Annotated in this window: 19 protein-coding genes; 15 read left to right on the top strand and 4 right to left on the bottom strand. The window is 68.1% G+C overall.

Translation table 11 applies throughout. From position 1 onward, the window contains the following. Both AC3WS6_RS12900 and def read left to right on the top strand, forming a co-directional pair. Positions 1-1427, top strand: a 1427-nt coding sequence (locus tag AC3WS6_RS12900) for a MinD/ParA family ATP-binding protein (protein ID WP_492501380.1), incomplete at its 5' end; no start/stop codon positions are given. Continuing rightward, complete coding sequence (gene def / locus AC3WS6_RS12895; protein WP_492501379.1) at positions 1427-1918, top strand: peptide deformylase; 492 nt, start codon at positions 1427-1429, stop codon at positions 1916-1918. The genes AC3WS6_RS12900 and def, both read left to right, overlap by 1 nt. Before the next feature lie 46 nt (positions 1919-1964). Here the strand turns inward: def and AC3WS6_RS12890 are convergent, their stop codons facing one another. Further along, positions 1965-3797 carry an AMP-dependent synthetase/ligase gene (locus tag AC3WS6_RS12890; protein WP_492501378.1) on the bottom strand — a complete coding sequence of 611 codons (1833 nt, stop codon included), beginning with the start codon at positions 3795-3797 and terminating at the stop codon, positions 1965-1967. Between the two features lie 151 nt (positions 3798-3948). On the opposite strand from AC3WS6_RS12890, the gene AC3WS6_RS12885 reads away from it, so the two are divergent. Continuing rightward, positions 3949-4647: a lysophospholipid acyltransferase family protein gene (locus tag AC3WS6_RS12885; protein ID WP_492501377.1), complete on the top strand. Its 699-nt coding sequence runs from the start codon at positions 3949-3951 to the stop codon at positions 4645-4647. 37 nt (positions 4648-4684) lie between these two features. Beyond that, positions 4685-6025, top strand: a complete 1341-nt coding sequence (locus tag AC3WS6_RS12880; protein WP_492501376.1) for a class II 3-deoxy-7-phosphoheptulonate synthase — start codon at positions 4685-4687, stop codon at positions 6023-6025. Positions 6026-6217: 192 nt separating this feature from the next. Here the strand turns inward: AC3WS6_RS12880 and pknB are convergent, their stop codons facing one another. Further along, positions 6218-8164 (bottom strand): Stk1 family PASTA domain-containing Ser/Thr kinase, encoded by a 1947-nt coding sequence (gene pknB / locus AC3WS6_RS12875; RefSeq protein ID WP_492501375.1) that lies wholly within the window; start codon positions 8162-8164, stop codon positions 6218-6220. 79 nt (positions 8165-8243) lie between these two features. Next, on the bottom strand, positions 8244-9449 hold the full coding sequence (locus AC3WS6_RS12870; protein WP_492501374.1) for a LysM peptidoglycan-binding domain-containing protein: 1206 nt from the start codon (positions 9447-9449) through the stop codon (positions 8244-8246). Between the two features lie 224 nt (positions 9450-9673). On the opposite strand from AC3WS6_RS12870, the gene AC3WS6_RS12865 reads away from it, so the two are divergent. Further along, positions 9674-9979 (top strand): Rv2175c family DNA-binding protein, encoded by a 306-nt coding sequence (locus tag AC3WS6_RS12865; RefSeq protein WP_492501499.1) that lies wholly within the window; start codon positions 9674-9676, stop codon positions 9977-9979. Positions 9980-10048: 69 nt separating this feature from the next. Here AC3WS6_RS12865 and AC3WS6_RS12860 read toward each other — a convergent pair whose 3' ends face one another. Further along, a complete protein-coding gene (locus AC3WS6_RS12860) occupies positions 10049-11149 on the bottom strand; it encodes a polyprenyl synthetase family protein (protein WP_492501373.1) in 1101 nt (366 codons plus the stop codon). Positions 11150-11234: 85 nt separating this feature from the next. On the opposite strand from AC3WS6_RS12860, the gene AC3WS6_RS12855 reads away from it, so the two are divergent. From AC3WS6_RS12855 to AC3WS6_RS12810, 10 genes are all read left to right on the top strand, one after another. Further along, positions 11235-11606 (top strand): SCO2097 family morphological protein, encoded by a 372-nt coding sequence (locus AC3WS6_RS12855; protein WP_492501372.1) that lies wholly within the window; start codon positions 11235-11237, stop codon positions 11604-11606. Between the two features lie 291 nt (positions 11607-11897). Continuing rightward, positions 11898-12329 (top strand): division/cell wall cluster transcriptional repressor MraZ, encoded by a 432-nt coding sequence (mraZ, locus tag AC3WS6_RS12850; RefSeq protein ID WP_201470129.1) that lies wholly within the window; start codon positions 11898-11900, stop codon positions 12327-12329. A 117-nt stretch (positions 12330-12446) separates the two neighbouring features. Beyond that, positions 12447-13385 carry a 16S rRNA (cytosine(1402)-N(4))-methyltransferase RsmH gene (rsmH, locus tag AC3WS6_RS12845; protein ID WP_492501371.1) on the top strand — a complete coding sequence of 313 codons (939 nt, stop codon included), beginning with the start codon at positions 12447-12449 and terminating at the stop codon, positions 13383-13385. Next, positions 13382-13987: a cell division protein FtsL gene (gene ftsL, locus AC3WS6_RS12840; RefSeq protein WP_492501370.1), complete on the top strand. Its 606-nt coding sequence runs from the start codon at positions 13382-13384 to the stop codon at positions 13985-13987. The genes rsmH and ftsL overlap by 4 nt, the downstream gene beginning before the upstream one ends. 37 nt (positions 13988-14024) lie before the next feature. Next, positions 14025-15812 (top strand): peptidoglycan D,D-transpeptidase FtsI family protein, encoded by a 1788-nt coding sequence (locus tag AC3WS6_RS12835; protein ID WP_492501369.1) that lies wholly within the window; start codon positions 14025-14027, stop codon positions 15810-15812. Positions 15813-15838: 26 nt separating this feature from the next. After that, complete coding sequence (locus AC3WS6_RS12830; protein WP_492501368.1) at positions 15839-17251, top strand: UDP-N-acetylmuramoyl-tripeptide--D-alanyl-D-alanine ligase; 1413 nt, start codon at positions 15839-15841, stop codon at positions 17249-17251. Next, a complete protein-coding gene (mraY, locus tag AC3WS6_RS12825) occupies positions 17248-18360 on the top strand; it encodes a phospho-N-acetylmuramoyl-pentapeptide-transferase (protein ID WP_492501367.1) in 1113 nt (370 codons plus the stop codon). The genes AC3WS6_RS12830 and mraY overlap by 4 nt, the downstream gene beginning before the upstream one ends. After that, positions 18350-19906 (top strand): UDP-N-acetylmuramoyl-L-alanine--D-glutamate ligase, encoded by a 1557-nt coding sequence (murD, locus tag AC3WS6_RS12820; protein ID WP_492501366.1) that lies wholly within the window; start codon positions 18350-18352, stop codon positions 19904-19906. Before mraY ends, murD begins: the two co-directional genes overlap by 11 nt. Next, positions 19875-21110, top strand: coding sequence for a putative lipid II flippase FtsW (gene ftsW, locus AC3WS6_RS12815; protein WP_492501365.1), 1236 nt, complete (start codon positions 19875-19877; stop codon positions 21108-21110). The genes murD and ftsW overlap by 32 nt, the downstream gene beginning before the upstream one ends. Continuing rightward, positions 21107-22183 carry a UDP-N-acetylglucosamine--N-acetylmuramyl-(pentapeptide) pyrophosphoryl-undecaprenol N-acetylglucosamine transferase gene (locus AC3WS6_RS12810; RefSeq protein ID WP_492501364.1) on the top strand — a complete coding sequence of 359 codons (1077 nt, stop codon included), beginning with the start codon at positions 21107-21109 and terminating at the stop codon, positions 22181-22183. Before ftsW ends, AC3WS6_RS12810 begins: the two co-directional genes overlap by 4 nt. The last annotated feature ends 32 nt before the right edge of the window (positions 22184-22215 follow it).

The following is a 22215-nucleotide window of genomic DNA, read 5'->3' as shown; positions in this document are numbered from 1 at the left end:
CTGAGCCTGAGCCTGAGCCTGAGCCTGAGCCTGAGCCTGAGCCTGAGCCTGAGCCTGAGCCTGAGCCTGAGCCTGAGCCTGAGCCGGAGCCGGAGCCGGAGCCGGAGCCTGAGCCGGAGCCTGAGCCGGAGCCGGAGCCGGAGCCGGAGCCCGAACCGGAGCCGGAGCCCGAGCGCGAGCCGGAGGTCGAGGTGGTCACCCCGGCGCCGACAGCTCTGATCGAGGCCGACGCGGTCGCAGAGGAAGCAGCCGTCGCGGCCGCGTTCGTCGCTCAGGCGAAAGCCGACGTCCGCACCCGGGCGTCGATCCGCACCGGTGCCATCCCGACGGTGACCGCTGCATCCACCGCCACCGACAAGACGGAGGTCCCTCGCGTGGACACGCCGAAGCCCGCTTCCGTCCCGGCGCGGCAGACACGCGCCGCCCGTGCGGAAGCACAGCTGACGTCCAAGCGACTCGACCAGCTGGGAGGCGACTCCTCGCGCGAGACCGCCGATCTTCTCACGGCCGATCGCCTGCTCGATCCGCATCGGGTGACGAAGCCCGAGCCGGAAGGCGCGTGGAGCCACTTCCTGTACACGATCTCCGGACGTCGGATCAACATCGGCGACGGTAAGCGGGCACGGGCGCGCAAAGCGCTCTCGGCCCGTATCTCGGCCCCGCTCGTGGGCGGTGCGCGGTTCGTGCCCGTGCTGTCGCGCAAGGGCGGCGTGGGGAAGACGACCATCACAGCGCTGCTGGGCATGGCGCTGGCGGACGCGCGGGATGACCGCGTGATCGCGGTGGACGCGAACCCTGACCGCGGAACCCTCGCGGATCGCGTCGAACGCCCTCAGCACTCCCGTTCGGTGCGTGACCTGGTGCGTATCCACGACGAGGTGCGCGGATACCACGACATCTCAGCGATCGTCGCTCGCGATGCGACGCGACTCGATGTGCTCGCATCCGACCCGGATCCGCGCATCGCGGAGGCGTTCAGCGACAGCGACTACCGGGACGTCGCCGGCGTCGCGGCGCACTACTACTCGCTCGTGCTCACAGACACGGGAACCGGCATCGTCCACTCGGTGATGTCGGCGACGCTCGACCTCGCCGATCAGATCGTCATCGTCTCGGGACTCAGCGTCGACGAGGCGCGGCTCGCCTCCGAGACGCTCACGTGGCTCGAGACGAACGGCTACGCGGAGCAGGCGCGCGAGGCCGTCGTCGTGCTCAACCAGTCGACGCCCGGCGCTCCGCTGGTGCGGCTGAACGAGCTCGAAGCGCACTTCCGCACGCGGGCAGCGCACGTGGTGCGCATGCCGTACGACTCCCAGATCGCGGGGGGCGGCACGATCGTGTTCGCAAACCTGCAGCCCGAGACCCGAGTGGCGGCGCGGGAGCTCGCCGCCCTCCTCGTCGAGGGCCTTCGGGCGAAGGGGGCCTGATGGCGGTTCGCGAGATCAGGGTGTTCGGCGATCCCGTGCTGCGCACGGTGTGCTCGCCGATCGAGACGATCGATGACGGCGTGCGTGCGCTGGTCGCCGATCTGATCGACACCGTCGAGCTGCCCGGCAGGGCGGGCGTCGCCGCGCCCCAGATCGGTGTAGCGCTGCGGGCGTTCAGCTACAACATCGACGGTGAGATCGGCTACATCATCAACCCGGTCCTGACCGAGGTGCGCGGTGAGGCTGTGCCCACCGGCGAAGGATGCCTCTCGGTGCCGGGACTGTGGCACGACGCTCTTCGGCATCCCTGGGCTCGGGTCGAAGGGATCGATCTCGACGGTGCGCCCGTGGTGCTCGAAGGGGACGGACTTCTCGCGCAGGCGCTGCAGCACGAGACCGATCACCTCGACGGCAAGCTCTACTTGACGAGGCTCGAGCCCGAGACTCGCAAGAGGGCGATGCGCGAGGTCCGCGAGAGCGCCTGGTTCTGAACACAGAAGAAGGGCCCCGCCGAGGCGGGGCCCTTCTCGTCTGCGTTCAGCCGCCGATCGCGACGTTCGTCGTCGATACCGGCTCGTCGTAGATCGCTGCGACCTCGTCGGCGAAGTCGTTCATGATCACCGCGCGCTTGATCGACAGCTTCGGAGTCAGATGGCCAGACGCCTCGGTCCACTCGGTGTCGAGCACGGTGAACTTGCGGATGGACTCCGCGCGCGAGACGTGCGAGTTGGCGACATCGACCGCTCGCTGGATCTCGGCGCGCACAGCATCGTTCTTCGCCGCCTCGGAGAGGGACATGTCCTTGTCGAGTCCGTTGTTCGCCAGCCACGTCGGCAGCATCTCGGAATCGAGTGTGATCAGCGCCGAGATGAACGGGCGCTGATCGCCGACCACGACGACCTGTCCGATGATCGGATTGGCGCGGATCGGGTCTTCGAGCGCGGCCGGGGCGACGTTCTTGCCACCCGCCGTCACGATGATCTCCTTCTTGCGACCGGTGATCGTGAGGAACCCCTCGGAGTCGAAGCTGCCGATGTCACCGGTGTGGAACCAGCCTCCGTCGCTGAATGCCTCCGCCGTCGCGTCCGGGTTGTTCCAGTACTCCTTGAAGACGTTGATGCCTCGCACCTCGACCTCGCCGTCCTCGGCGAGCCTGACGCCGACGCCCGGCAGCGCCGGGCCGACGGTGCCGATCTTCGACTTGTCGGCGAGGTTCACCGTTGCGGGTGCCGTCGTCTCCGTGAGGCCGTAGCCCTCGAGGATCACGACGCCGAGGCTGTGGAAGAAGTGTCCGAGTCGTGCGCCGAGCGGCGCGGATCCCGAAACGGCGTAGACGATCCGCCCGCCCATCGCGTCGCGCAGCTTGCCGTAGACGAGCTTGTTGAACAGCGCGAACTTGAGCTTCATCCCGAACGGGATGCTCTTGCCCGCCTCGAGCAGCTTCGAGTGCTCGATGGCCACGTCAGCCGCTGCGCGGAAGATCTTGCCCTTGCCTCCGGCTTCCGCCTTCTGCTCCGCCGAGTTGTAGACCTTCTCGAAGACGCGCGGCACTGCCAGCAGGAACGTCGGCTTGAACGACCCGAGCGCCGGCAGGAGCTGGCGGGTGTCGGGCTGATGCCCCGTGCGCACGCCCGCGTGCACGTTGAGGATGGAGATGAAGCGCGCGAACACGTGCGCCGTGGTGATGAAGAGCAGCGTCGAGGAGCCCGGCGTCTGCACCACTGCGTCGAGAGCCTTCGCGGAGTTGCGCGACAGTTCGACGAAGTTGCTGTGCGTGAGCACGCACCCCTTCGGTCGTCCCGTGGACCCCGACGTGTAGATGAGGGTCGCGATGTCGGACCCGACGGCGATGCTGCGGAGCCGCTCGATCTCGGCATCCGGGACCTGTGCACCCTGTGCGGTCAGCGCGCTGATGGCGCCGAGGTGCAGCTGCCAGATCTCGCGGATCAGGGGGAGGTCGCCACGCACCTCGTCGACCCGCGCGAAGTGCTCGGGGGATTCCACGATCAGCGCGGTGGCTCCGGAGTCCTCGAGGATCCACTGGATCTGCGAGGGGGAGCTGGTCTCGTAGATCGGCACCATCACGGCACCGGCGTAGAAGAGCGCGAAGTCGACCAGCGTCCAGTCGTAAGTGGTGCGGGCCAGGAAGCCGACCTTCTCGCCCGGCTGGATGCCGGCGGCCACGAACCCCTTGGCGAGCGCGATCACGGCAGTCTGGAAGTCGGCGGCCGAGATGTCACGCCATCCGTCGCCGTCCGGGACCGAGAACAATGCCCGGTCAGGGGTCGCCTCCACACGCTTCACGAGCAGGTCGGCGATGTTGCCTTCCGGGTCGGCTGGGACGACGGCGGGGACTTCAAACTGGACCACGGCAGCTCCTTCGGTACCGGTCGGGCACGGGGTTGCACTCGAGTCTAGGGCATGACACTGGGTCGCATGGGGGCTGATACTGAGTCGCGTTGCGCGGTGATCGCTCGCCTGGCGCTGGCGCGCGGCGGCCGCGGGGATAGACTTCACCTCGATGTTCTACTGGCTGATGAAGTACGTCGTGATCGGCCCCGTGGTCAAGGCGATCTTCCGCCCCTGGGTCGTGGGGCGCGCGAACGTGCCCACGAGCGGCGCGGCGATCCTCGCCAGCAACCATCTGTCTTTCGCGGATTCGATCTTTCTCCCGTTGATGATCGACCGATCGATGTCGTTCCTCGCCAAGAGCGACTACTTCACCGGGCGCGGCCTGAAGGGCCGGGCCACGAAGTTCTTCATGAAGGCGACGGGGCAGATCCCGATCGACCGATCGGGAGGCAAGGCATCCGAGGCCTCGCTCAACACCGGCCTGCAGGTCCTCGGCAGCGGTGATCTTCTCGGCATCTACCCCGAGGGCACGCGCAGTCCCGACGGCAAGCTCTACCGAGGGCGCACGGGGCTCGCTCGGATGGCGCTGGAGGCCAAGGTCCCCGTCATCCCCGTCATCATGGTCGACACGGACACGGCCATGCCGATCGGCCGGCGACTGCCGCGCGTGGTGCGCGTCGGGATCGTCATCGGCGAGCCGCTGGACTTCTCCCGGTACGCGGGGATGGAGAACGACCGATACATCCTCCGATCCGTCACCGACGAGATCATGGTCGCACTGCAGCGGCTGGGGGAGCAGGAGTACGACGACGTCTACGCGTCGACCGTCAAGGACCGGCTTCCGGCGCGCGTCACACGGCGCTCGTAGGGCATCCGGCCCCACCCGCGCGCACTAGGCTGGAGTCATGCTCCAGCACCACATCGACGCGCTTGACGCGTGGCGCTCGCTCCCGATCAAACAGCAGCCTCGGTGGGGCGACGCCGAGCGCGTCGCCGAGGTCTCCGCTCAGATCGCAGCGCTCCCGCCCCTGGTGTTCGCCGGCGAGGTCGACAACCTCCGTGATCGCCTGGCTCGGGCGGCATCCGGGCAGGCGTTCCTGCTGCAGGGTGGCGACTGTGCCGAGACGTTCGCCGGTGCCACCGCCGATCAGATCCGCAACCGGATCAAGACCGTCCTGCAGATGGCGGTCGTGCTCACCTATGGTGCGTCGATGCCCATCGTGAAGATGGGGCGCATGGCGGGGCAGTTCGCCAAGCCGCGATCGAGCGACACCGAGACCCGTGGTGACGTCACGCTGCCGGCCTACCGTGGCGACATCGTCAATGGCTACGACTTCACCGAGGGATCGCGCCGTGCGGACCCTGGCCGCCTGCTGCAGGGGTACCACACGGCGGCCTCGACGCTGAACCTCATCCGTGCCTTCACACAGGGCGGCTTCGCCGACCTGCGCGAGGTGCACTCCTGGAACAAGGGCTTCGCGCAGAACCCGGCCAACCAGCGCTACGAGCGCATGGCTGCCGAGATCGACCGTGCCATCAAGTTCATGGAGGCCGCAGGAGCCGACTTCGACGAGCTGAAGCGCGTCGAGTTCTTCACGGGCCACGAGGGCCTGCTGATGGACTACGAGCGCCCGATGACACGCATCGACTCCCGCACGGACACGCCGTTCAACACGTCGGCGCACTTCCTGTGGATCGGCGAGCGCACTCGTGAGCTCGACGGTGCACACGTCGACTACTTCTCGAAGATCCGCAACCCGATCGGTGTCAAGCTCGGACCGTCGACGACGCCCGAGACAGCGCTCCAGCTGATCGACAAGCTCGACCCGAACCGCGAGCCGGGGCGTCTGACCTTCATCACGCGCATGGGCGCCGGGAAGATCCGTGATGCGCTTCCCCCGCTTCTCGAAGCCGTGCGCGATTCGGGTGCTCAGCCGCTGTGGGTCACCGACCCCATGCACGGAAACGGCATCACGACGCCGACCGGCTACAAGACCCGACGCTTCGATGACGTGGTCGACGAGGTGCGCGGGTTCTTCGAAGCGCATCGCGCGGCCGGCACCTTCCCCGGCGGCATCCATGTGGAGCTCACCGGTGACGATGTGACGGAGTGCCTCGGCGGCTCCGAGCACATCGACGAGGCGGCCCTCGCCACCCGGTACGAGAGCCTGTGCGACCCGCGTCTGAACCACATGCAGTCGCTCGAGCTGGCGTTCCTCGTGGCCGAGGAGCTCGAGAAGCGCTGATCCCAGACGCCACTGACGAAAGAGTCGCCCTCTCCCGACCGGGGGAGGGCGACTCTTTCGCGTGCGGGGCCGCGGCCTCTGCGGCGAGCGGGCACAGAGGTGCGGACACGGAGGAGCGGGCACAGAGGTGCGGACACGGAGGAGCGGATACGGAGGAGCGAGTCCGCGAGGCGCGGGTCCGGGAGGCGCGGGTCAGCCGGTGAGCTGGATCGACAGTTTGACGTTGCCGCCGCGTGGGAGCTGCTTGTCGGCGCCGGGATCCTGTCCTGTGACGCGAGCGAGTTCCGCGAACCCGGGCAGATCGCCCCAGGCGGCATAGCTCGCGGTGAAGCCGGCGTTCTCGAGGATCCGCTTCGCCTCGATCAGCGTCTCATCGGTCACGTCGGGGACGGGGAAGAGCTCCGGGCCCTTCGACACGATGAGCGTGACGGTGTCGCCCGGTCGGCGGTTGCCCTCCTCGGCGCGATCCTGCACGCCGATGACGATGTCCTTGTCGACGTCGCTGCTGAACCGGTAGTCGATCTCACCGGCGACCGCGACCTGCTTGTCGGCGAGTGTGCTCGTCGCTTGGTCGACCGACATGCCGGCGACATCGGGGAAGGCCCCGGCAGAGACGTAGAGCTCGACCGAGTCGTCTTCGCGGAGGTCGCAGCCGTCGCCACAGCCGTAGACCTCGGCGCCGTCGCGCGGGGTCACGAACGCATTGATCACTCGCCCCTCCTCGGCGTCCGAGAAGAGGATCAGCGGGTTCTCCGCCACGTTGACCTCGATGCCCGCGAGGTAGTCCCGGGCTTCCTGCTCGGTCTTGCCGTTCAGTGCCTCGACGGTGTGCGACGCGGGGCCCACCGAGATGAACACGGTGACTTCGGTGCCTTTGTCGAGACGCGCGCCTTCGTCGGGGTCCGTGCGGATCACCACGTCGCGCGCGACGTCGATGGAGTTCTCCTCACCCCGCACCGGCACGAATCCCTCGGCCTCGAGAGCAGCGGCGGCCTCGTCGTAGGACTGGCCGACGACGCCGGGCACCGCGATCAGCGAACCAGGACCGGAGCCGAACCACCAGCCCACGCCGCCTGCCAGGGTGGCGAGCAGCAGCACCAGGGTCAGGAGGAAAGCTCCGCGTGCGCGCCGCTTCGATGACCGGCGCCGCAGCAGCGTCGCGTTGTCGACCGCTTCGTTCGCGGGCGCAGAGGCACTGGGCAGCACCACGGTGCTCGGCATGACCTTCGTGAGGTCGGCGGAGTCGGACTGGGCGCGCTGCGGAGCCGTCGCTGCGGCGACGGCAGGGGCGATGCCGAGACCGCGTTCGATCTCCCGAAGCCGCTCGAGCATCTGCTGGGCGTCGTCGGGACGCTCGTCGGGCGATTTCTCCGTCGCCCACAGCACGAGCTCATCGAGCTGCTCCGGCACGCCGGGGTTTCGCACGCTCGGGCGCGGCACCGACTCCGTCGCATGCTGGAAGGCGATCTGCATGGGCTGCTCGCCCTTGTACGGCTGCTCGCCCACGAGCATCTCGTAGAGCATGATCCCGAGTGCGTAGATGTCGCTGCGGGCATCCGCCGTTCCCCGCGTGACGAGCTCGGGTGCGAGATACGCGATGGTTCCGAGAAGCTGCTGCCCGGTGGCGGTGTTCGCCGTGGTGGCTCTGGCGAGGCCGAAGTCGCCGATCTTGATGCGCCCGTCTTCGGCGAGCAGCACGTTCTCCGGCTTGACGTCGCGATGCACGATGCCTGCACGGTGCGCGGCCGAGAGCCCGGCGAGCACGGCATCCATGATCGTGATCGTCTGGGGCACAGTGAGTCGCTTCTGCTCGCGCAGGAGTTCACGGAGGGTGATCCCGGGCAGGTACTCCATCACCAGATAGGCGAGCTCGCCGTCCTGGCCCTGGTCGAAGACGTTGACGACGTGCGGGTCGGCAAGCCGTGCGGCTGCTCGAGCCTCCTGGATGAACCGGCTCTGGAAGGCGGAGTCGTCGCTGAGGTGCGCGTGCATGACCTTGAGCGCGATGCGTCGTTCGAGGCGAAGGTCGGTGGCGACGTAGACCGTCGCCATCCCGCCGCGCGCGATCCGGGCACGAACTCGGTATCGACCGTCGACGAGCCGCCCGATGAGGGGGTCGGCCTGCTGATTGGTCGTCACGTCAAGATTCTATTGATGACTGCCTGAAAGCCCCGGGAGCGGCTCGCCCCTCGACCCTGCGCGTTTGCCGGGACGGACGTCACCCGTGCTGTGCGAGCCACTGGTAGGCCTGTGTCTCCCACTGGCCGTAGCGCTCGGGGTAGGCCGAGATCTGCACGGCCTGGGCGGCCTGGGTGAACGGCATACCCTCCCAGCCGCCGATGTCGAGCAGGCCGCGCGTGCTCTGTCCGTTCGGATCGCCCGCGCCGCCGAAGAACACGCGGGTGCTCCGGTCAGGATCGGTGATCTGCTCGGGCGTGCCCCACCCGGTGCTGGGGCGCTGTTGGAAGAGCCCGAGGGAGTCGCGGTCACCGAAGCTCACATTGCGCAGGCTGGATTCGACCATCGCGGTGGCGAGACCGATTGCGATGGCGCAATCGGAGACGCCGAGATCTCTCCCGACCGCGATGATGAGTCGGGCGTTGCCGGCCTGCTCTGCGTCGAGGCCGGCGAACAGCTGCGCCGGTGGCCCTGACGGCGCGGCGGCGGCAGGTGCAGGGGCGGGGGCAGGAGCGGAGACCAGGATGCTCTGGCCCGGATAGATGATCGCGTCGGCCCCCATGCCGTTGAGCGCGAGCAGGGTCGCGGTGGTCGTCCCGTACGTGCGGGCGATGCCGAAGAGCGTGTCACCGGCGACGACCGGGTGCGTCGTCCCCCCTGCCGTCGCGGCGGCCGGGGCGGATGCCGGTGCCGGTGCCGGTGCGGCGGCGGGGGCGGGCGCCGAGGCGCCGGGGATCGCGAGAGTCTGGCCGGGATAGATCACCGACGACCGGTCGAGACCGTTGGCAGCGAGCACGGCGTCGACCGTGGTGCCGTGCTCACGCGCGATGCCGAACACGGTGTCTCCAGGGGCAACGGCGTGCGAGGCGGACGCGGGCGCCGGTGCGCTCGCGGGGGCGGCGGCGGGCGCCGGCGACGTTCCCGCAGTGAGCGTGAGCGACTGCCCCGGGTGGATCACCGATCTCCAGCCGAGCCCGTTCCAGGCCAGGACGTCAGCCGTGCGCAGCGCGAATCGGGTCGCGATCGAGAAGATCGTGTCACCCGGCTGCACCGTGTATGACGCGGGGGCGGCCTCTGCGGGAAGGAGGCGGGGCGCGGACGACGCGAGTCTGTGCACCATGGGCGCAGTGTCCGCGGATGCGGGGGCCGGCGCGGCGGCCAATGCACCCGAGAGCGTTCCGAGAACGGCGGCGGGGACTCCGAGTCGCAGATAGCGCGTTCGACGCGCGGCGGTGGGCGTTGTCAAGGTGTCTCCCTTGGTCGGCGTCCGCCCACGCTGTCACGTCTGTATACGGAAGTCAACAGAAGTGACGCATGTTGCGATTGGGGCACGAGTGACGAAATGCGGCGCGCGCCGGGAGGTGAGATAGTGGCAGGGTGTCTGCGCAGTCTGAGAACCACCCCACCGAGAACCCGTCTTCCGCCGAGCAGATCGGCGGCGAGGGCGTGACCCCCACCGAGTGGCTCACCATGCCCGATCTCGTCGAGGCTCTCGACGTGCCTCTCGGGCGCGTCCGCCGTCTCATCGATGAGCACTATCTCGTCGGCTCGCGTCGGAGCGGGGTGTTCGCGGTTCCCGGCGTGTTCATCGTCGACGGCCATCCGCTCCCCTCGCTGCGCGGGACCATCATCGTCCTGCAGGACGCGGGGTTCAGCGACGACGAGGTGGTCGACTGGCTGCTCACGGACGAAGAGACGCTCGGACGCTCGCCGATCGCGGCGCTGCTCGCCGGGCACAAGAGCGAGGTCCGTCGCCTCGCCCGCACGCTCGCCTGATCAGCGCCGCAAGACTCGCGTGCGCTGTCAGGTGCGCCACGCGCTCGAGAGAAGCCGCCGGTGCCGTGATCAGGCGGCGCGCACGGTCGCCGCGCGTGCGAGATCTCGCAGATCGCCGACTGCCGCATTGTCGAGACGCGCGCCGGTGAGCGCCCGGTCCGCCTCGAGGGCGTAGTCCGCGATCATCGTCTCCACCCGATCGAGGGCACCGGAGGCAGAGATCGTGGCCTGCAGGAACTCGATCTGCTCGGCGGTGAGTTCCGGATCGCCCAGCATCTCGTCGAACAGATTGCGCGTCGACGTCTCGAGGGTCTGCCGCGTCAGCGCGACCAGCACCGTCCTCTTGCCCTCGCGAAGGTCGTCGCCTGCGGGCTTTCCGGTCACCGAGGCGTCGCCGAAGACTCCGAGCACGTCGTCACGCAGTTGGAAGGCCATGCCGACGGGGTGTCCGAATCGGCGCAGTGCGAGAACCTGGTCGTCGACGGCGTCGGCGATCGTCGCCCCGAGCACGAGCGGCTGCTCGATGCTGTAGCGGGCGGACTTGAGTGAGACGACTCGAAGGGCACGCTCGACGTGCGAGTCCGTGGCGTTCACGCTCCACGCCGATTCCTCGGCGATGTCGAGGAACTGCCCGACGGTGACGTCGCGTCTCATGCGCGCATACTCCCTCCGCACGGAAGCTGCGTGGGGGAGTGCTGCGACGGCATCCTCGAAGAGGTCGTCGCTCCAGGCGACCAGCAGGTCGCCGAGGAGGATCGCGGCCGACCGGCCGAATGCCGCGGCGTCACCCCACCAGCCGGATCGACGGTGCGAGCTCTCGAGCGCGCGGTGGGCTGCCGGGCGGCCGCGCCGCGTGTCGGAGTTGTCGATGAGGTCGTCGTGCACCAGAGCCGCCGACTGGAAGATCTCGAGGGCGGCGCAGACATCCCAGAGTGCAGAGGGTTCGATCGCGGAGCGCTCGTCGAACCGCGCCACGCTCTGCCAGCCGGCGTGGCAGAACCGGGCGCGCAGTCGTTTGCCTCCCACCAGCGTGTCGGCGGCGGAGTCGATCAGCGCTGCGGCGTCCGGGCCGTACTCCGCGGACTCCTCACGCATCCTCGTGATGAAGGAGCTCAGGCGGTCGGCGACGGCGTCGGAGACGAGGGTGGGGGACGGCACGACTCCCAGCATACGTAAAGCCAATCCGGGGGCCGACAGCTAGCCCCGAGCGACATACCGCGCGTAGAATGGACGGACGATACCCGAGGGGGACGAAATGCCACTCTCCGAACAGGAGCAGCGTCTGCTCGACGAGATGGAGCGCCATCTCCTCCACAACGACGCCGATGTCGTGAGCGCGCCGTCAGGCGACCGAGCTCTCAGCTACCGAAACCTCGTGTACGGAGCTCTTCTGCTCCTCGCCGGTGTCGGTGGGCTGATCGTCGGAGTCGTGTTGGGCGACGTCTGGGGTGTCGTGGTCGGCGTGATCGGATTCGCGGCCATGCTCGCCGGTGTCATGCTCGCTGTCACTCCCGTGCGCAGGCCCGTCTCGGCGGCTCCCCGCGAGCGAACCGCCAAGCAGCACAGTTCCGCGTCGTTCATGGACCGCATGAATGATCGGTGGGATCGCCGCCAGGGTGGTCGCTGACCTCCCTCCACTTTCTTCCACGAAGGCCCGGATGCTCTGAGCATCCGGGCCTTCGTCGTTCTCGATGCGGGAACGACTCTGGCCCCTTCGGGATGACCGAGCGCTTTCGGGCGTCCTCCACTCTTCCTCCACCGGCGCTCCACCCTCTACACCCCCGTGTTTCCGGGGCTCGAATCTGTCCGGGAGTCGTGCGGTGGGAGTTTTCGCTCTATTCGCCATAGGTTTGTGGAGGAAAGTGGAGTAAAGTGGGGCTCACCTCGAGTTGGCCGGACGGAGAGGGGGTGATGGCTGATGTTGCTGGGAACGCATTCTCCGAAGTTGGACGACAAGGGACGGGTCATCCTTCCCGCGAAGTTCCGCGAAGACCTCGGTGGCGGCATCGTCGTCACCCGAGGGCAGGAACGCTGCCTCTATGTCTTCAGCACGGCCGAGTTCGAGGCGATGCACGAGCGGATCCGTCAGGCGCCGCTCGCGAACAAGCAGGCGCGTGACTTCATGCGTCTGTTCCTCTCCGGAGCGAGCGCGGAGATGCCCGACAGCCAGAACCGCATCACCATCCCCGTGCACCTTCGTCAGTACGCGGGGCTGCAGAAAGAGCTCATCGTCACCGGAGTCGGCGCGCATGCCGAGATCTGGGATGCCGAGAGCTGGAACACCTACCTCGCGGCCGGCGAGGAGTCGTACTCCGAACTCGAGCAGGAGGTGATCCCGGGACTGTTCTGACCACGGCTGTGATGCCCCGCCGCTCCCGCCCCGACACACTTCCCCGGTGCCGGGTCGTGAAGCGGAGGGGGATCAGGGCCCTGGTCACCGAGATACAGAGATCACCCGAGAGAGATCATGAGCCTCCGCGACATCCACACCCCCGTACTGCTCGAGCGATGCATCGAGCTGCTCGCTCCCGCACTGCAGCACGACGGAGCGGTTCTCGTCGATGCCACTCTCGGCATGGGCGGGCATTCCGAGGCGCTGCTCGAGCGCTTCCCGAACATCCGGCTCGTCGGTCTCGATAGAGACACCGACGCGCTGCGAATCGCGGGCGAGCGGCTCGCCCGCTTCGCTGACCGCATCACTCTCGTGCACACCGTGTACGACGAGATCGGTCTGCACGCGCAGGGAGCATCGGGCATCCTGTTCGACCTCGGGGTCTCGTCTCTGCAGCTCGACGAGGCCGAGCGCGGTTTCGCGTATTCGAAGGATGCCCCGCTCGACATGCGGATGGATCAGACGAAAGGCGTCACCGCGGCTGAGGTCATCGCGACCTACAGCGAAGGGAACCTCCGCCGAATCTTCGAGCGCTACGGCGAAGAGAAGTTGGCGGGGCGCTATGCGCGTTTCATCATCGCGGCTCGAGAGCAGACGCCGATCACCCGCTCGGGCCAGCTGGTCGAGATCCTCATCGCCGCGACGCCCGCGGCCGCGCAACGGGCAGGACACCCCGCCAAGCGCGTGTTCCAGGCGCTCCGCATCGAGGTGAACACCGAACTCAATGTGCTGGCCGACGCGATCCCGGCGGCCATGGATGCGCTCTCGGTCGGCGGACGCATCGTCGTGATGTCGTACCAGTCGCTGGAAGACCGACTCGTCAAGCAGGCCTTCGCCGCAGGGGCGGCATCCACCGCGCCGAAGGGGCTTCCGGTCGAGCTCCCCGAGCACGCGCCGCGGTTCAAGATCATCACGCGCGGTGCCGAGCTCGCCGACGACGACGAGCGCGCGCGCAACCCGCGCGCGATCCCGGTGCGCCTCCGCGCCGCAGAGAAGATCAGGGAGAGCGCATGAGCCTCAACGCCGCCGTCCGCAAGCCCCGTGCGTTGCCCGGATCACCCGACCGCGCGTCGGATCGCACTCCGAGCCGCCGCCTGCAACCGGTCACCGGCACGCCCGTCCGGCGCAAGCCGAAGCTCGCCTATGCGCTCGTGGCTCTCGCCGGGGCGATGGCCATCGGAGCCGCGCAGATCGCACTCTCGCTGGCGATCACCCAGGACTCGTTCGTGCTCGCCGGCCTCTCGTCGCAGCAGCACGAACTCGATCTCCGCACCGACGCATTGCAGGAAGACCTCACGGGGATGAGCTCGCCGCAGTCGCTCGCCACGAGCGCTGCGGGGCTGGGCATGATCGTCGCCGGTTCTCCGTCGTACCTCCGACTCAGCGACGGCGCCGTCTTCGGTGCTGTGAGCGGCGCCGGGGGAGTCTCCACGATCAACCCCAGCGGCGCCGGTGCGGTGAGCAACGCCTTGCTGCAGAATCCGGCGGTCGCGCCGGTCGCAGGCGACGAGAGCACGGAGACGAACGCCGGCGGCGCGCCGGATGCCGCTCAGCCTCCTGCGCAGGAGCTGCCGCCCGCCATCACCGACGGCCTCCCGAGCCCCACGACCCGCTGACACACCAACGACCATCGCGAACTGACGGAGAGAGTCCATGACGACACGAGCCACCCGGAGCCCCCGGCGACGCACGGTCGTCGCGCTGGCGGTGATTCTGGCGATCCTCGCGGCCTTCGTCGTGCGCCTCGTCGACATCCAGGTCGTCCGGGCAGACGAGCACGTGAGCGAATCGCTCAAGTACATCTCGGTGGGCACGCCGCTTCCCGGCCAGCGCGGAGCGATCGTCGACGCGGAGGGCACGGTCCTCGCCGAGAGCGTCTCGGTCTACGACTGGAGCCTCGATCCTCAGGTGGTGTTCCTGCTGGAGGACGACGAGAAGAATCCGCCGAAGATGCCCTGGGCCGAGGCTTCGCAGAAGATCGCACAGATCACCGGGCTCGACCCCGAGACGCTGCGCACCGAGGTCGAGTCGCAGCATGCGGCAGACCCCGACTCGCGGTGGTATCAGGTGAAGAACGGTCTGAGCACCGAGCAGCACATCGAGCTCAAGGAGCTCAAGGCGCAGGGCCTGCCCTATCTGCACTTCAGCGCACGCGAGACCCGCGTGTATCCGAACGGTGCGGTGGCCGGGAACGTCATCGGCTACCTCGACGGCGAGGGGGAGGCGCAGGCCGGCATCGAGAAGATGGACAGCCAGTGCCTCGCGCCGACCGACGGCGAAGAGAGCTACCGCACGGGCAAGGACGGCGTGATCATCCCCGGGAGCGAGACGCGCGTCGACGCGGTCGACGGCGGGGCCGTGCAGCTGACGATCAACAGCGACCTGCAGTGGTACATGCAGCAGATGATCGCTGAGGAGGCGCAGGCGCAGGGCGCGAAGGGCGGCACCGTCACGGTCGTCGAGGTGAAGACCGGCAAGATCCGGGCGGCGGCCGAATGGCCGACCATGGACCCCAACGACCTCGACGCGTCGGGATCCGACACCTGGGGGAGCATGCTGTTCTCCCGCACGTTCGAGCCCGGTTCGACCTTCAAGGCCGTCACGGCGGCCGCCGTCATGGAGAACGCCGGAGTCACGATGACCGGGCCGACCGTCTCTGCCTCGTCGCACGAGAAGTTCGAGAACGGCGCCGTCATCAACGACGCGTTCGTGCACCCCGCGTTCCAGTACACGCTGGCCGGTGCGCTGATCGACTCGTCGAACGTGGCGCTGTCGAAGTTCGGCACCATGGTGAGTCCGGACGTGCGCTACGACTACCTGCAGCGTTTCGGCGTGGGTGAGCCCACCGTCGGGTTCCCCAATGAAGAAGGCGGCGAACTGCACCCGACCGCCGACTGGGACAACCAGTCGCTGTACACCACCACGTTCGGCCAGTACTTCACCGTCACCGCTCCCCAGGTGGCGGCCGCGTACCAGGCCATCGCGAACGGTGGAGAGAAGATCGATCTCTCGCTGGTCGAATCGTGCACGGCCTCCGACGGAACGGTCACCGCCCCCGCAGCACCGGAGCACGAGCAGATCATCGCACCGCAGACTGCGGCCGACCTCACACGGATGCTCGAGAACGTCGCCGTGCAGGGCGGCAACGCCGAGCGCATCGAGGTGCCGGGGTATCGAGTGACCAGCAAGACCGGAACCGCGCAGGTGCCGGACGGCAACGGCGGCTACAAGCAGGGCATCTACTACACCAGCATGGTCGGCTTCGCGCCGGTCGACGATCCCCAGTACGTCGTCGTGGTCACTCTCGACGAGCCGACTAGAATTACATCGTCTGCTGCTACCGCCCCGGCCTTCCAGAAGGCGATGACCCAGACCATGAAGACCTATCGCGTGATGCCATCCTCCACTCCGATGGACGCGCTTCTTCCCAAGTTCGAATAGTCGGCGCTTCCGCGCCTGGAGACGTCATGATCGCCCTGTCGCTTGCTGAGATCGCCGCCGTACTCGGGGGTGAACTCAGGCTCTCGGGAACCGCCACCGCCCAGACCGTCGTGGACGGAGTCGTGGACACGGATTCCCGGAAGATGTCGCCGGGGTCGATCTTCGTCGCGAAGCCCGGTGCCGAGACCGACGGGCATCACTTCGTCGGCGCCGCTGTCGAGGCGGGCGCCGCGCTCGCCATCGTCGAGCACCCCGTCGACGCCGAGATCACACAGATCGTCGTCGCGGATGCCGTGGCGGCCCTGGCCGACCTCGCTCGTGAGGTCGTCGCTCGGGTGCGCACGGGCGGCGGGCTCAGGATCGTCGGCATCACCGGTTCGAACGGCAAGACGACGACCAAGAACTTCCTCGCCCGCATCCTCTCGGATGAGGGCGAGACGGTGTCGCCGATCGCCTCGTACAACAACGAGGTCGGCGCCCCTGTCACGATGCTCCGTGTCACCCACGACACCCGCTTCCTCGTCAGCGAGTTCGGCGCGGACGCTCCTGGCAGCATCGCCCGTCTCGCAGGGCTCGTCGAGCCCGACGTCGTGGTGGTGCTGATGGTCGGCATGGCGCACGCGGGCGGATTCGGCGGTATCGAGGCGACCGCCAAGGCCAAGTCGGAGCTCGTCTCTGCGGCGACCCCCACGGGGACGGCCGTGCTCAATGTCGACGATCCCCGCGTGTCCGCCATGCGCTCGCTGGCGGAGAGCCGGGGGATGGCGGTCGTCGGGTTCGGCCAGAGTGATGCCGCCGACGTGCGCGCGCAGGATCTCGAGGTCACCGCCTCTGGCACGACCTGCGTGATCGAGAGCGCGGGCGAGCGGATCCCGCTGCGACTTCGCGTCCTCGGCGCTCACCACGTCAACAATGCTCTCGCCGCGATCGCCGCGGCCGGGGTGCTGGGCGTGCCCGCATCCGCAGCCATCTCGCGCCTCGAGACCGTCGAGATCGCCGAGCGCTGGCGCATGCAACCCCTCGGCAACGACCGCGTGCGCATCATCAACGACGCGTACAACGCGAGCCCGGACTCGATGGCCGCGGCTCTGCGCACTCTCGCGCAGATCACGGGGCCCGACGAGCGCACGGTCGCGGTGCTCGGCGCCATGAGCGAACTCGGCGAGACGGCGGGAGAGGAGCATGACCGGATCGGACTCCTGGCCGTGCGTCTCAACATCCAGCGCATCGTCGTGGTGGGCCCCGAAGCGCGCAGGCTCTTCATCTCCGCGATCGGAGAAGGCTCCTGGGACAGCGAGGCCGTCTTCTTCCCCGACCAGGACACCGCATTCGAGTACCTGCGCACCGAGCTCCGCGACGGCGACCGTGTGCTCGTGAAGTCCTCCAACTCCGTGGGCCTCCGGCATCTCGGCGATCGTCTGGGAGAATTGTTCTCGTGAGGTCACTCATCATGGCGGCGGCGATATCGCTCGCCTTCACTCTCTTCCTGACTCCCGTCTTCCTGCGGCTCTTCCGCAAGTGGGGCTGGGGGCAGGTCATCCGCACGCCCGAGGCTCTCGAGAACCCGAGCCACGAGGCGAAGCGCGGGACGCCGACCATGGGCGGTGTGATCTTCATCGTCGGCACCATGGTGGGCTACTTCACCGGCGTGTACGTCGGCGGCGGTACCCCCGCGCTGTCCGCGCTGCTCGTGATGTGGCTCATGGTGGGCTTCGGAGTCGTCGGGTTCATCGACGACTACATGAAGGTGCGCAGCCAGCGCAGCCTCGGATTGTCGGGCTGGCGCAAGATCATCGGCCAGCTGCTCGTGATGATCCCGTTCGGCATCGTCGCCCTCAACTTCCCGAACCAGTTCGACCAGACTCCGGCGTCCGGCTCGATCTCGCTCTTCCGAGACATCCCGTGGCTGAATCTCTTCGCCTTCACGGCGGTGGTCGGCTGGGCCCTGTACCTGCTCTGGATCTCGGTGATCGGTGTGGCGACCTCGAACAGCGTGAATCTCACCGACGGCCTCGACGGTCTTGCCGCAGGCGCCGGCGTCCTGGTGGTCAGTGCATACAGCCTCATCGCCTTCTGGCAGTTCAAGCAGTCGTGCGTCGGAGAAGGCGTCGAGAAGGCGGCGATCACCGGATGCTACGAAGTGCGCGATCCGTTCAGCCTCGCGATCATCGCCGCATCCTTCGGCGCGAGCCTGATCGGCTTCCTCTGGTGGAATGCCCCGAAGGCGAAGGTCTTCATGGGCGACGTGGGTTCGATGGCGATCGGCGGCGTGATCACCGCGATGGCGATCCTCACCCGCACCGAGCTTCTTCTCCTGATCATCGCCGGCGTCTTCGTCCTCGCATCGGGATCCGTGATCCTGCAGCGCGCCTACTTCAAGATCACGAGAGGCAAGCGCCTCTTCCTCATGAGCCCCTTCCACCACCATCTCGAGATGCGGGGGTGGTCCGAAGTGACGATCGTCGTGCGCATGTGGATCATCGCCGGGTTGCTGGCGGTGTCGGCGGTGGGCCTGTTCTACGTGGAGTGGCTGACCCGTGTCGGTTGAGCCGCGATCGTCCGCAGAGTCGAGGCTCTCGACCCTGACGAGCTGGAACGCCGACTGGGCGGGCCTCCGCGTGGCGGTCCTCGGCCTGTCGATGACGGGCTTCTCGGTGGCCGACACCCTCGTCGAGCTCGGAGCCGACGTCCTGGTGCTGTCAGAATCCGCAGAAGAGGAGTACGCGCGGCTGCTGCCGGTCATCGGCGCACGCCTCGAGCTCGGATCCCTGCAGGAGGTGCCGCGGGCACTCAGCGAGTTCGACGCCGAGGTGATCATCGCCTCTCCGGGGTTCTCACCGTCGCATCCCGTGATCCGATGGGCGCAGGACGCAGGGATCGCGATCTGGGGCGACGTCGAGCTCGCGTGGCGCGTGCGTGACAAGATCGTCCGCCCGGATGGGACACCTGCGGACTGGCTGCTCATCACCGGGACGAACGGGAAGACCACGACGACGCAGCTCACTGCCTCGCTGCTCGTCGCGGGCGGGATGCGTGCGGCACCCTGCGGCAACATCGGGGTCCCCGTGCTGGATGCGGTCCGCGACCCTGCCGGATTCGACGTGTTCGTCGTCGAGCTGTCCAGCCACCAGCTGTGGTATCTCGGTCTCTCGCGCCCCGAGGGGCAGCCGTACCCCTATGCCTCCGTCTGCCTGAACCTCGCCGACGACCATCTCGTCTGGCACGGCAGCTCGGCTGCGTACCGCGATGCGAAGGCTCTGGTCTATCGCAACACGCGAGTCGCCTGCGTCTACAACAAGGCCGACGAGGCCACCCGCGTCATGGTCGAGGACGCCGACGTGGTCGAGGGCGCTCGTGCGATCGGCTTCGATCTGGGCATGCCCGGGCCGAGCGACCTCGGCGTCGTCGAAGGTCTGCTCGTCGACCGCGCGTTCCACGACGACCGCGCGCACAGCGCGCTCGAGCTCACCACGGTCGCAGATCTGCAGGAGGCCGGACTCGCGGCGCCCCATATCGTGCAGAACATCCTCGCGGCCTCCGCGCTCGCGCGATCGCTCGGGGTCGATCCCGAGGTGATCCACGCGGCGCTCCGCGACTTCCGTCTGGATGCGCACCGCATCCAGGTCGTCGCGCGTCATGACGGCATCACGTGGATCGACGATTCCAAGGCCACCAACCCGCATGCCGCAGCCTCATCGCTCCGCGCCTTCCCGGGCGCCGTGTGGGTCGTGGGCGGCGATCTGAAGGGCGTCGACCTGTCCGACCTCGTCGCCACCGTCGGCAGGACGGCACGCGCCGCCGTCGTGATCGGGGTCGCCCGAGGCGAGGTCGTCTCGGCATTCGAGCGACACGCGCCGATGGTGCCGGTATTCCAGGTGGATGCTGGCGAGACTGGACATGTCATGAACCGTGTCGTGGAGATCGCGGCGGGGATCGCCGATGGCGAGGGCACTGTGTTGCTGGCCCCCGCGGCGGCATCCTTCGATCAGTTCTCCAGCTACGCGGATCGCGGACGCCGTTTCGCCGAAGCGGTGCGGGACTGGATAGACCGGGGGAGCGCCGATGACGCAGATCGCACGCCCCCCGCGCTCTGAGCCCGAGGGATCGACTCGCGGACTCGCCGCACGGATCTCGTTGGGACGTCGCTTCACCCCGGTGTCCACCGAGTTCCTGATGATCGCCTCGGCAGCGCTCATGCTCACGATCTTCGGTCTCGTCATGGTGTTGTCCGCGACCAGCGCGACCGCCGTGTCTCGCGGCGAGAATCCGATGGACGGGGCGCTTCGTCAGGGGATCTTCGCGGTTCTCGGCATCCCGCTGATGTTCCTGATCTCGCGGGCACCGATCGCGTTCCTCAAAAGGCTGGCCTGGCCGGCGCTCTTCGGGGCGATCGCTCTGCAGCTGCTCGTCTTCACACCGCTCGGAGTCGAGGACGGCGGCAACCGCAACTGGATCAAGATCGCAGGTTTCACCCTGCAGCCCTCGGAGTTCCTGAAGCTGGCATTGGCAGTGTGGATCGGTTACGTGCTCATGCGCAAGCGCACGATGCTCGGTACCTGGCACCAGGTGTTCATCCCGGTCGTGCCCGTCGGTGCGCTGGCGATCGGCACCGTACTCGCTGGCAAGGACCTCGGTACGGCCATGGTGCTGGTGCTCGTGCTTCTCGGGTGCCTGTTCTTCTCGGGGGTCAAGCTCCGCCTCTTCATCCTCCCTGTGCTGCTCGGCGTCGTCGCCGTCATCGCACTCGCCGTGACGAGCCCCGACCGGATGCGGCGCATCACGGCGACCTGCTCCGACATGTCCGCCTACACGGGGGACTGCTATCAGTCGATCCACGGCGTGTGGGGGATGGCGTCGGGAGGGATCTTCGGGGTCGGCCTCGGCAACTCGCAGGAGAAGTACGGATGGCTTCCTGCTGCAGGAAACGACTTCATCTTCGCCATCGTGGGCGAGGAGCTCGGCCTGATCGGCTGCATCGTCGTCCTCGCGCTGTTCACACTCTTCACGGTCGGGGCGTTCCACGTCATCCGAAAGACCGCCGATCCGTTCATCCGGGTCGCCGCCGGCGGCATCACGGTCTGGATCACCGGCCAGGCCGTGCTCAACATCGGCGTCGTGATCGGGGTGTTCCCGGTCATGGGAGTGCCGCTTCCCTTCATGTCGCAGGGAGGCACCGCCCTTCTCGCCGTGCTCATCGCGTGCGGGGTACTTCTGTCGTTCGCGCGCACTCTTCCGGTCGCTGAGGCTCGCGCTGCGGCGCGGACCTCCTCGGCAGGGCGGGGTAAGGTCACACGGTGACCACGTACCTTCTCGCCGGCGGGGGAACCGCCGGCCATGTGAATCCCCTGCTCGCCGTCGCCGACGGCCTGCGTGCGCGAGCGTCCGACGACGAGGTTCTGGTGCTCGGCACCGCTGAGGGCCTCGAATCCCGACTCGTCCCCGAGCGCGGCTACGAGCTGCTGATCGTCGACAAGGTCCCCTTCCCTCGGCGCCCGAACGCGCAGGCCGCGTCCTTCCCCGGTCGGTTCCGCCGAGCCGTCGCCCAGGTGCGTGACCACATCCGCGCTCATGCGGTGGAGGTCGTGGTCGGGTTCGGGGGATATGCCTCGGCTCCCGCGTACATCGCCGCCCGCCGTGAAGGCGTGCCGTTCGTCGTGCACGAGGCGAATGCCAAGCCGGGACTCGCGAACGTGCTCGGCGCCCGACGAGCGGCCGCCACCGGCGTCGCCTTCGCGGGCACGAGGCTCAGAGGCGGCGAGGTCGTCGGCATGCCGTTGCGGCGCGAGGTCATCGACCTCGATCGCGCGGCCGCGCGTGACGAGGCGGCGGCGTACTTCGGTCTCGACGCCGCACGCCCCGTGCTGCTCGTCTTCGGCGGTTCGCTGGGCGCTCGACGGCTGAACGAGGCGCTCGCTGACTCCTGGGGCGACGTGCTCGCCACCGGATGGCAGCTCCTGCACATCACGGGCGAGCGGAGCGAGCTGCAGGACCCCGAGGTGCCGGGGTATGTCCTGCGGCGATACGTCGACCGGATGGACCTCGCGTTCGCGGTCGCGGATCTCATCGTGTCGCGCTCGGGTGCCGCGACGGTGAGCGAGATCAGCGCGCTCGGCCTCCCCGCGCTGTATGTGCCCTACTCGGTGGGCAACGGCGAGCAGCGACTGAATGCGGCATCGGCGGTCGCCGCGGGCGCGGCGAGACTGCTCGATGATGCGACGTTCGACGGTGATGCGGTGCGTCGGACCGTGATTCCGCTCCTCAACGATCCGCAGCGCATCGCGACCATGGCGCAGGCCGCCGAGAAGGTCGGCACGCGCAGCGGCACCGAGAACGTCATCGCGCTCGTCGACCGTGCCCTCGCCTCTTCCTGACACCGCCGTCGCTCCCGTCCGACGACGAAACG

Source organism: Microbacterium sp. EB106-03-03-XG65 (assembly GCF_058791955.1).
The sequence above is the reverse complement of the archived record's forward strand: the minus strand, read 5'-3'. Positions and strand labels throughout refer to the sequence as shown.

What these genes read in the sequence shown, in the direction of transcription:
- AC3WS6_RS12865 (WP_492501499.1), top strand. Translation starts at nt 9,674, where the DNA reads ATGCCCGATCTCGTCGAGGCTCTCGACGTGCCTCTCGGGCGCGTCCGC.
- def (WP_492501379.1), top strand. Translation starts at nt 1,427, where the DNA reads ATGGCGGTTCGCGAGATCAGGGTGTTCGGCGATCCCGTGCTGCGCACG.
- ftsW (WP_492501365.1), top strand. Translation starts at nt 19,875, where the DNA reads ATGACGCAGATCGCACGCCCCCCGCGCTCTGAGCCCGAGGGATCGACT.
- AC3WS6_RS12860 (WP_492501373.1), bottom strand. Translation starts at nt 11,149, where the DNA reads ATGCTGGGAGTCGTGCCGTCCCCCACCCTCGTCTCCGACGCCGTCGCC.
- AC3WS6_RS12880 (WP_492501376.1), top strand. Translation starts at nt 4,685, where the DNA reads ATGCTCCAGCACCACATCGACGCGCTTGACGCGTGGCGCTCGCTCCCG.
- mraZ (WP_201470129.1), top strand. Translation starts at nt 11,898, where the DNA reads ATGTTGCTGGGAACGCATTCTCCGAAGTTGGACGACAAGGGACGGGTC.
- AC3WS6_RS12830 (WP_492501368.1), top strand. Translation starts at nt 15,839, where the DNA reads ATGATCGCCCTGTCGCTTGCTGAGATCGCCGCCGTACTCGGGGGTGAA.
- AC3WS6_RS12855 (WP_492501372.1), top strand. Translation starts at nt 11,235, where the DNA reads ATGCCACTCTCCGAACAGGAGCAGCGTCTGCTCGACGAGATGGAGCGC.
- AC3WS6_RS12885 (WP_492501377.1), top strand. Translation starts at nt 3,949, where the DNA reads ATGTTCTACTGGCTGATGAAGTACGTCGTGATCGGCCCCGTGGTCAAG.
- AC3WS6_RS12835 (WP_492501369.1), top strand. Translation starts at nt 14,025, where the DNA reads ATGACGACACGAGCCACCCGGAGCCCCCGGCGACGCACGGTCGTCGCG.
- ftsL (WP_492501370.1), top strand. Translation starts at nt 13,382, where the DNA reads ATGAGCCTCAACGCCGCCGTCCGCAAGCCCCGTGCGTTGCCCGGATCA.
- rsmH (WP_492501371.1), top strand. Translation starts at nt 12,447, where the DNA reads ATGAGCCTCCGCGACATCCACACCCCCGTACTGCTCGAGCGATGCATC.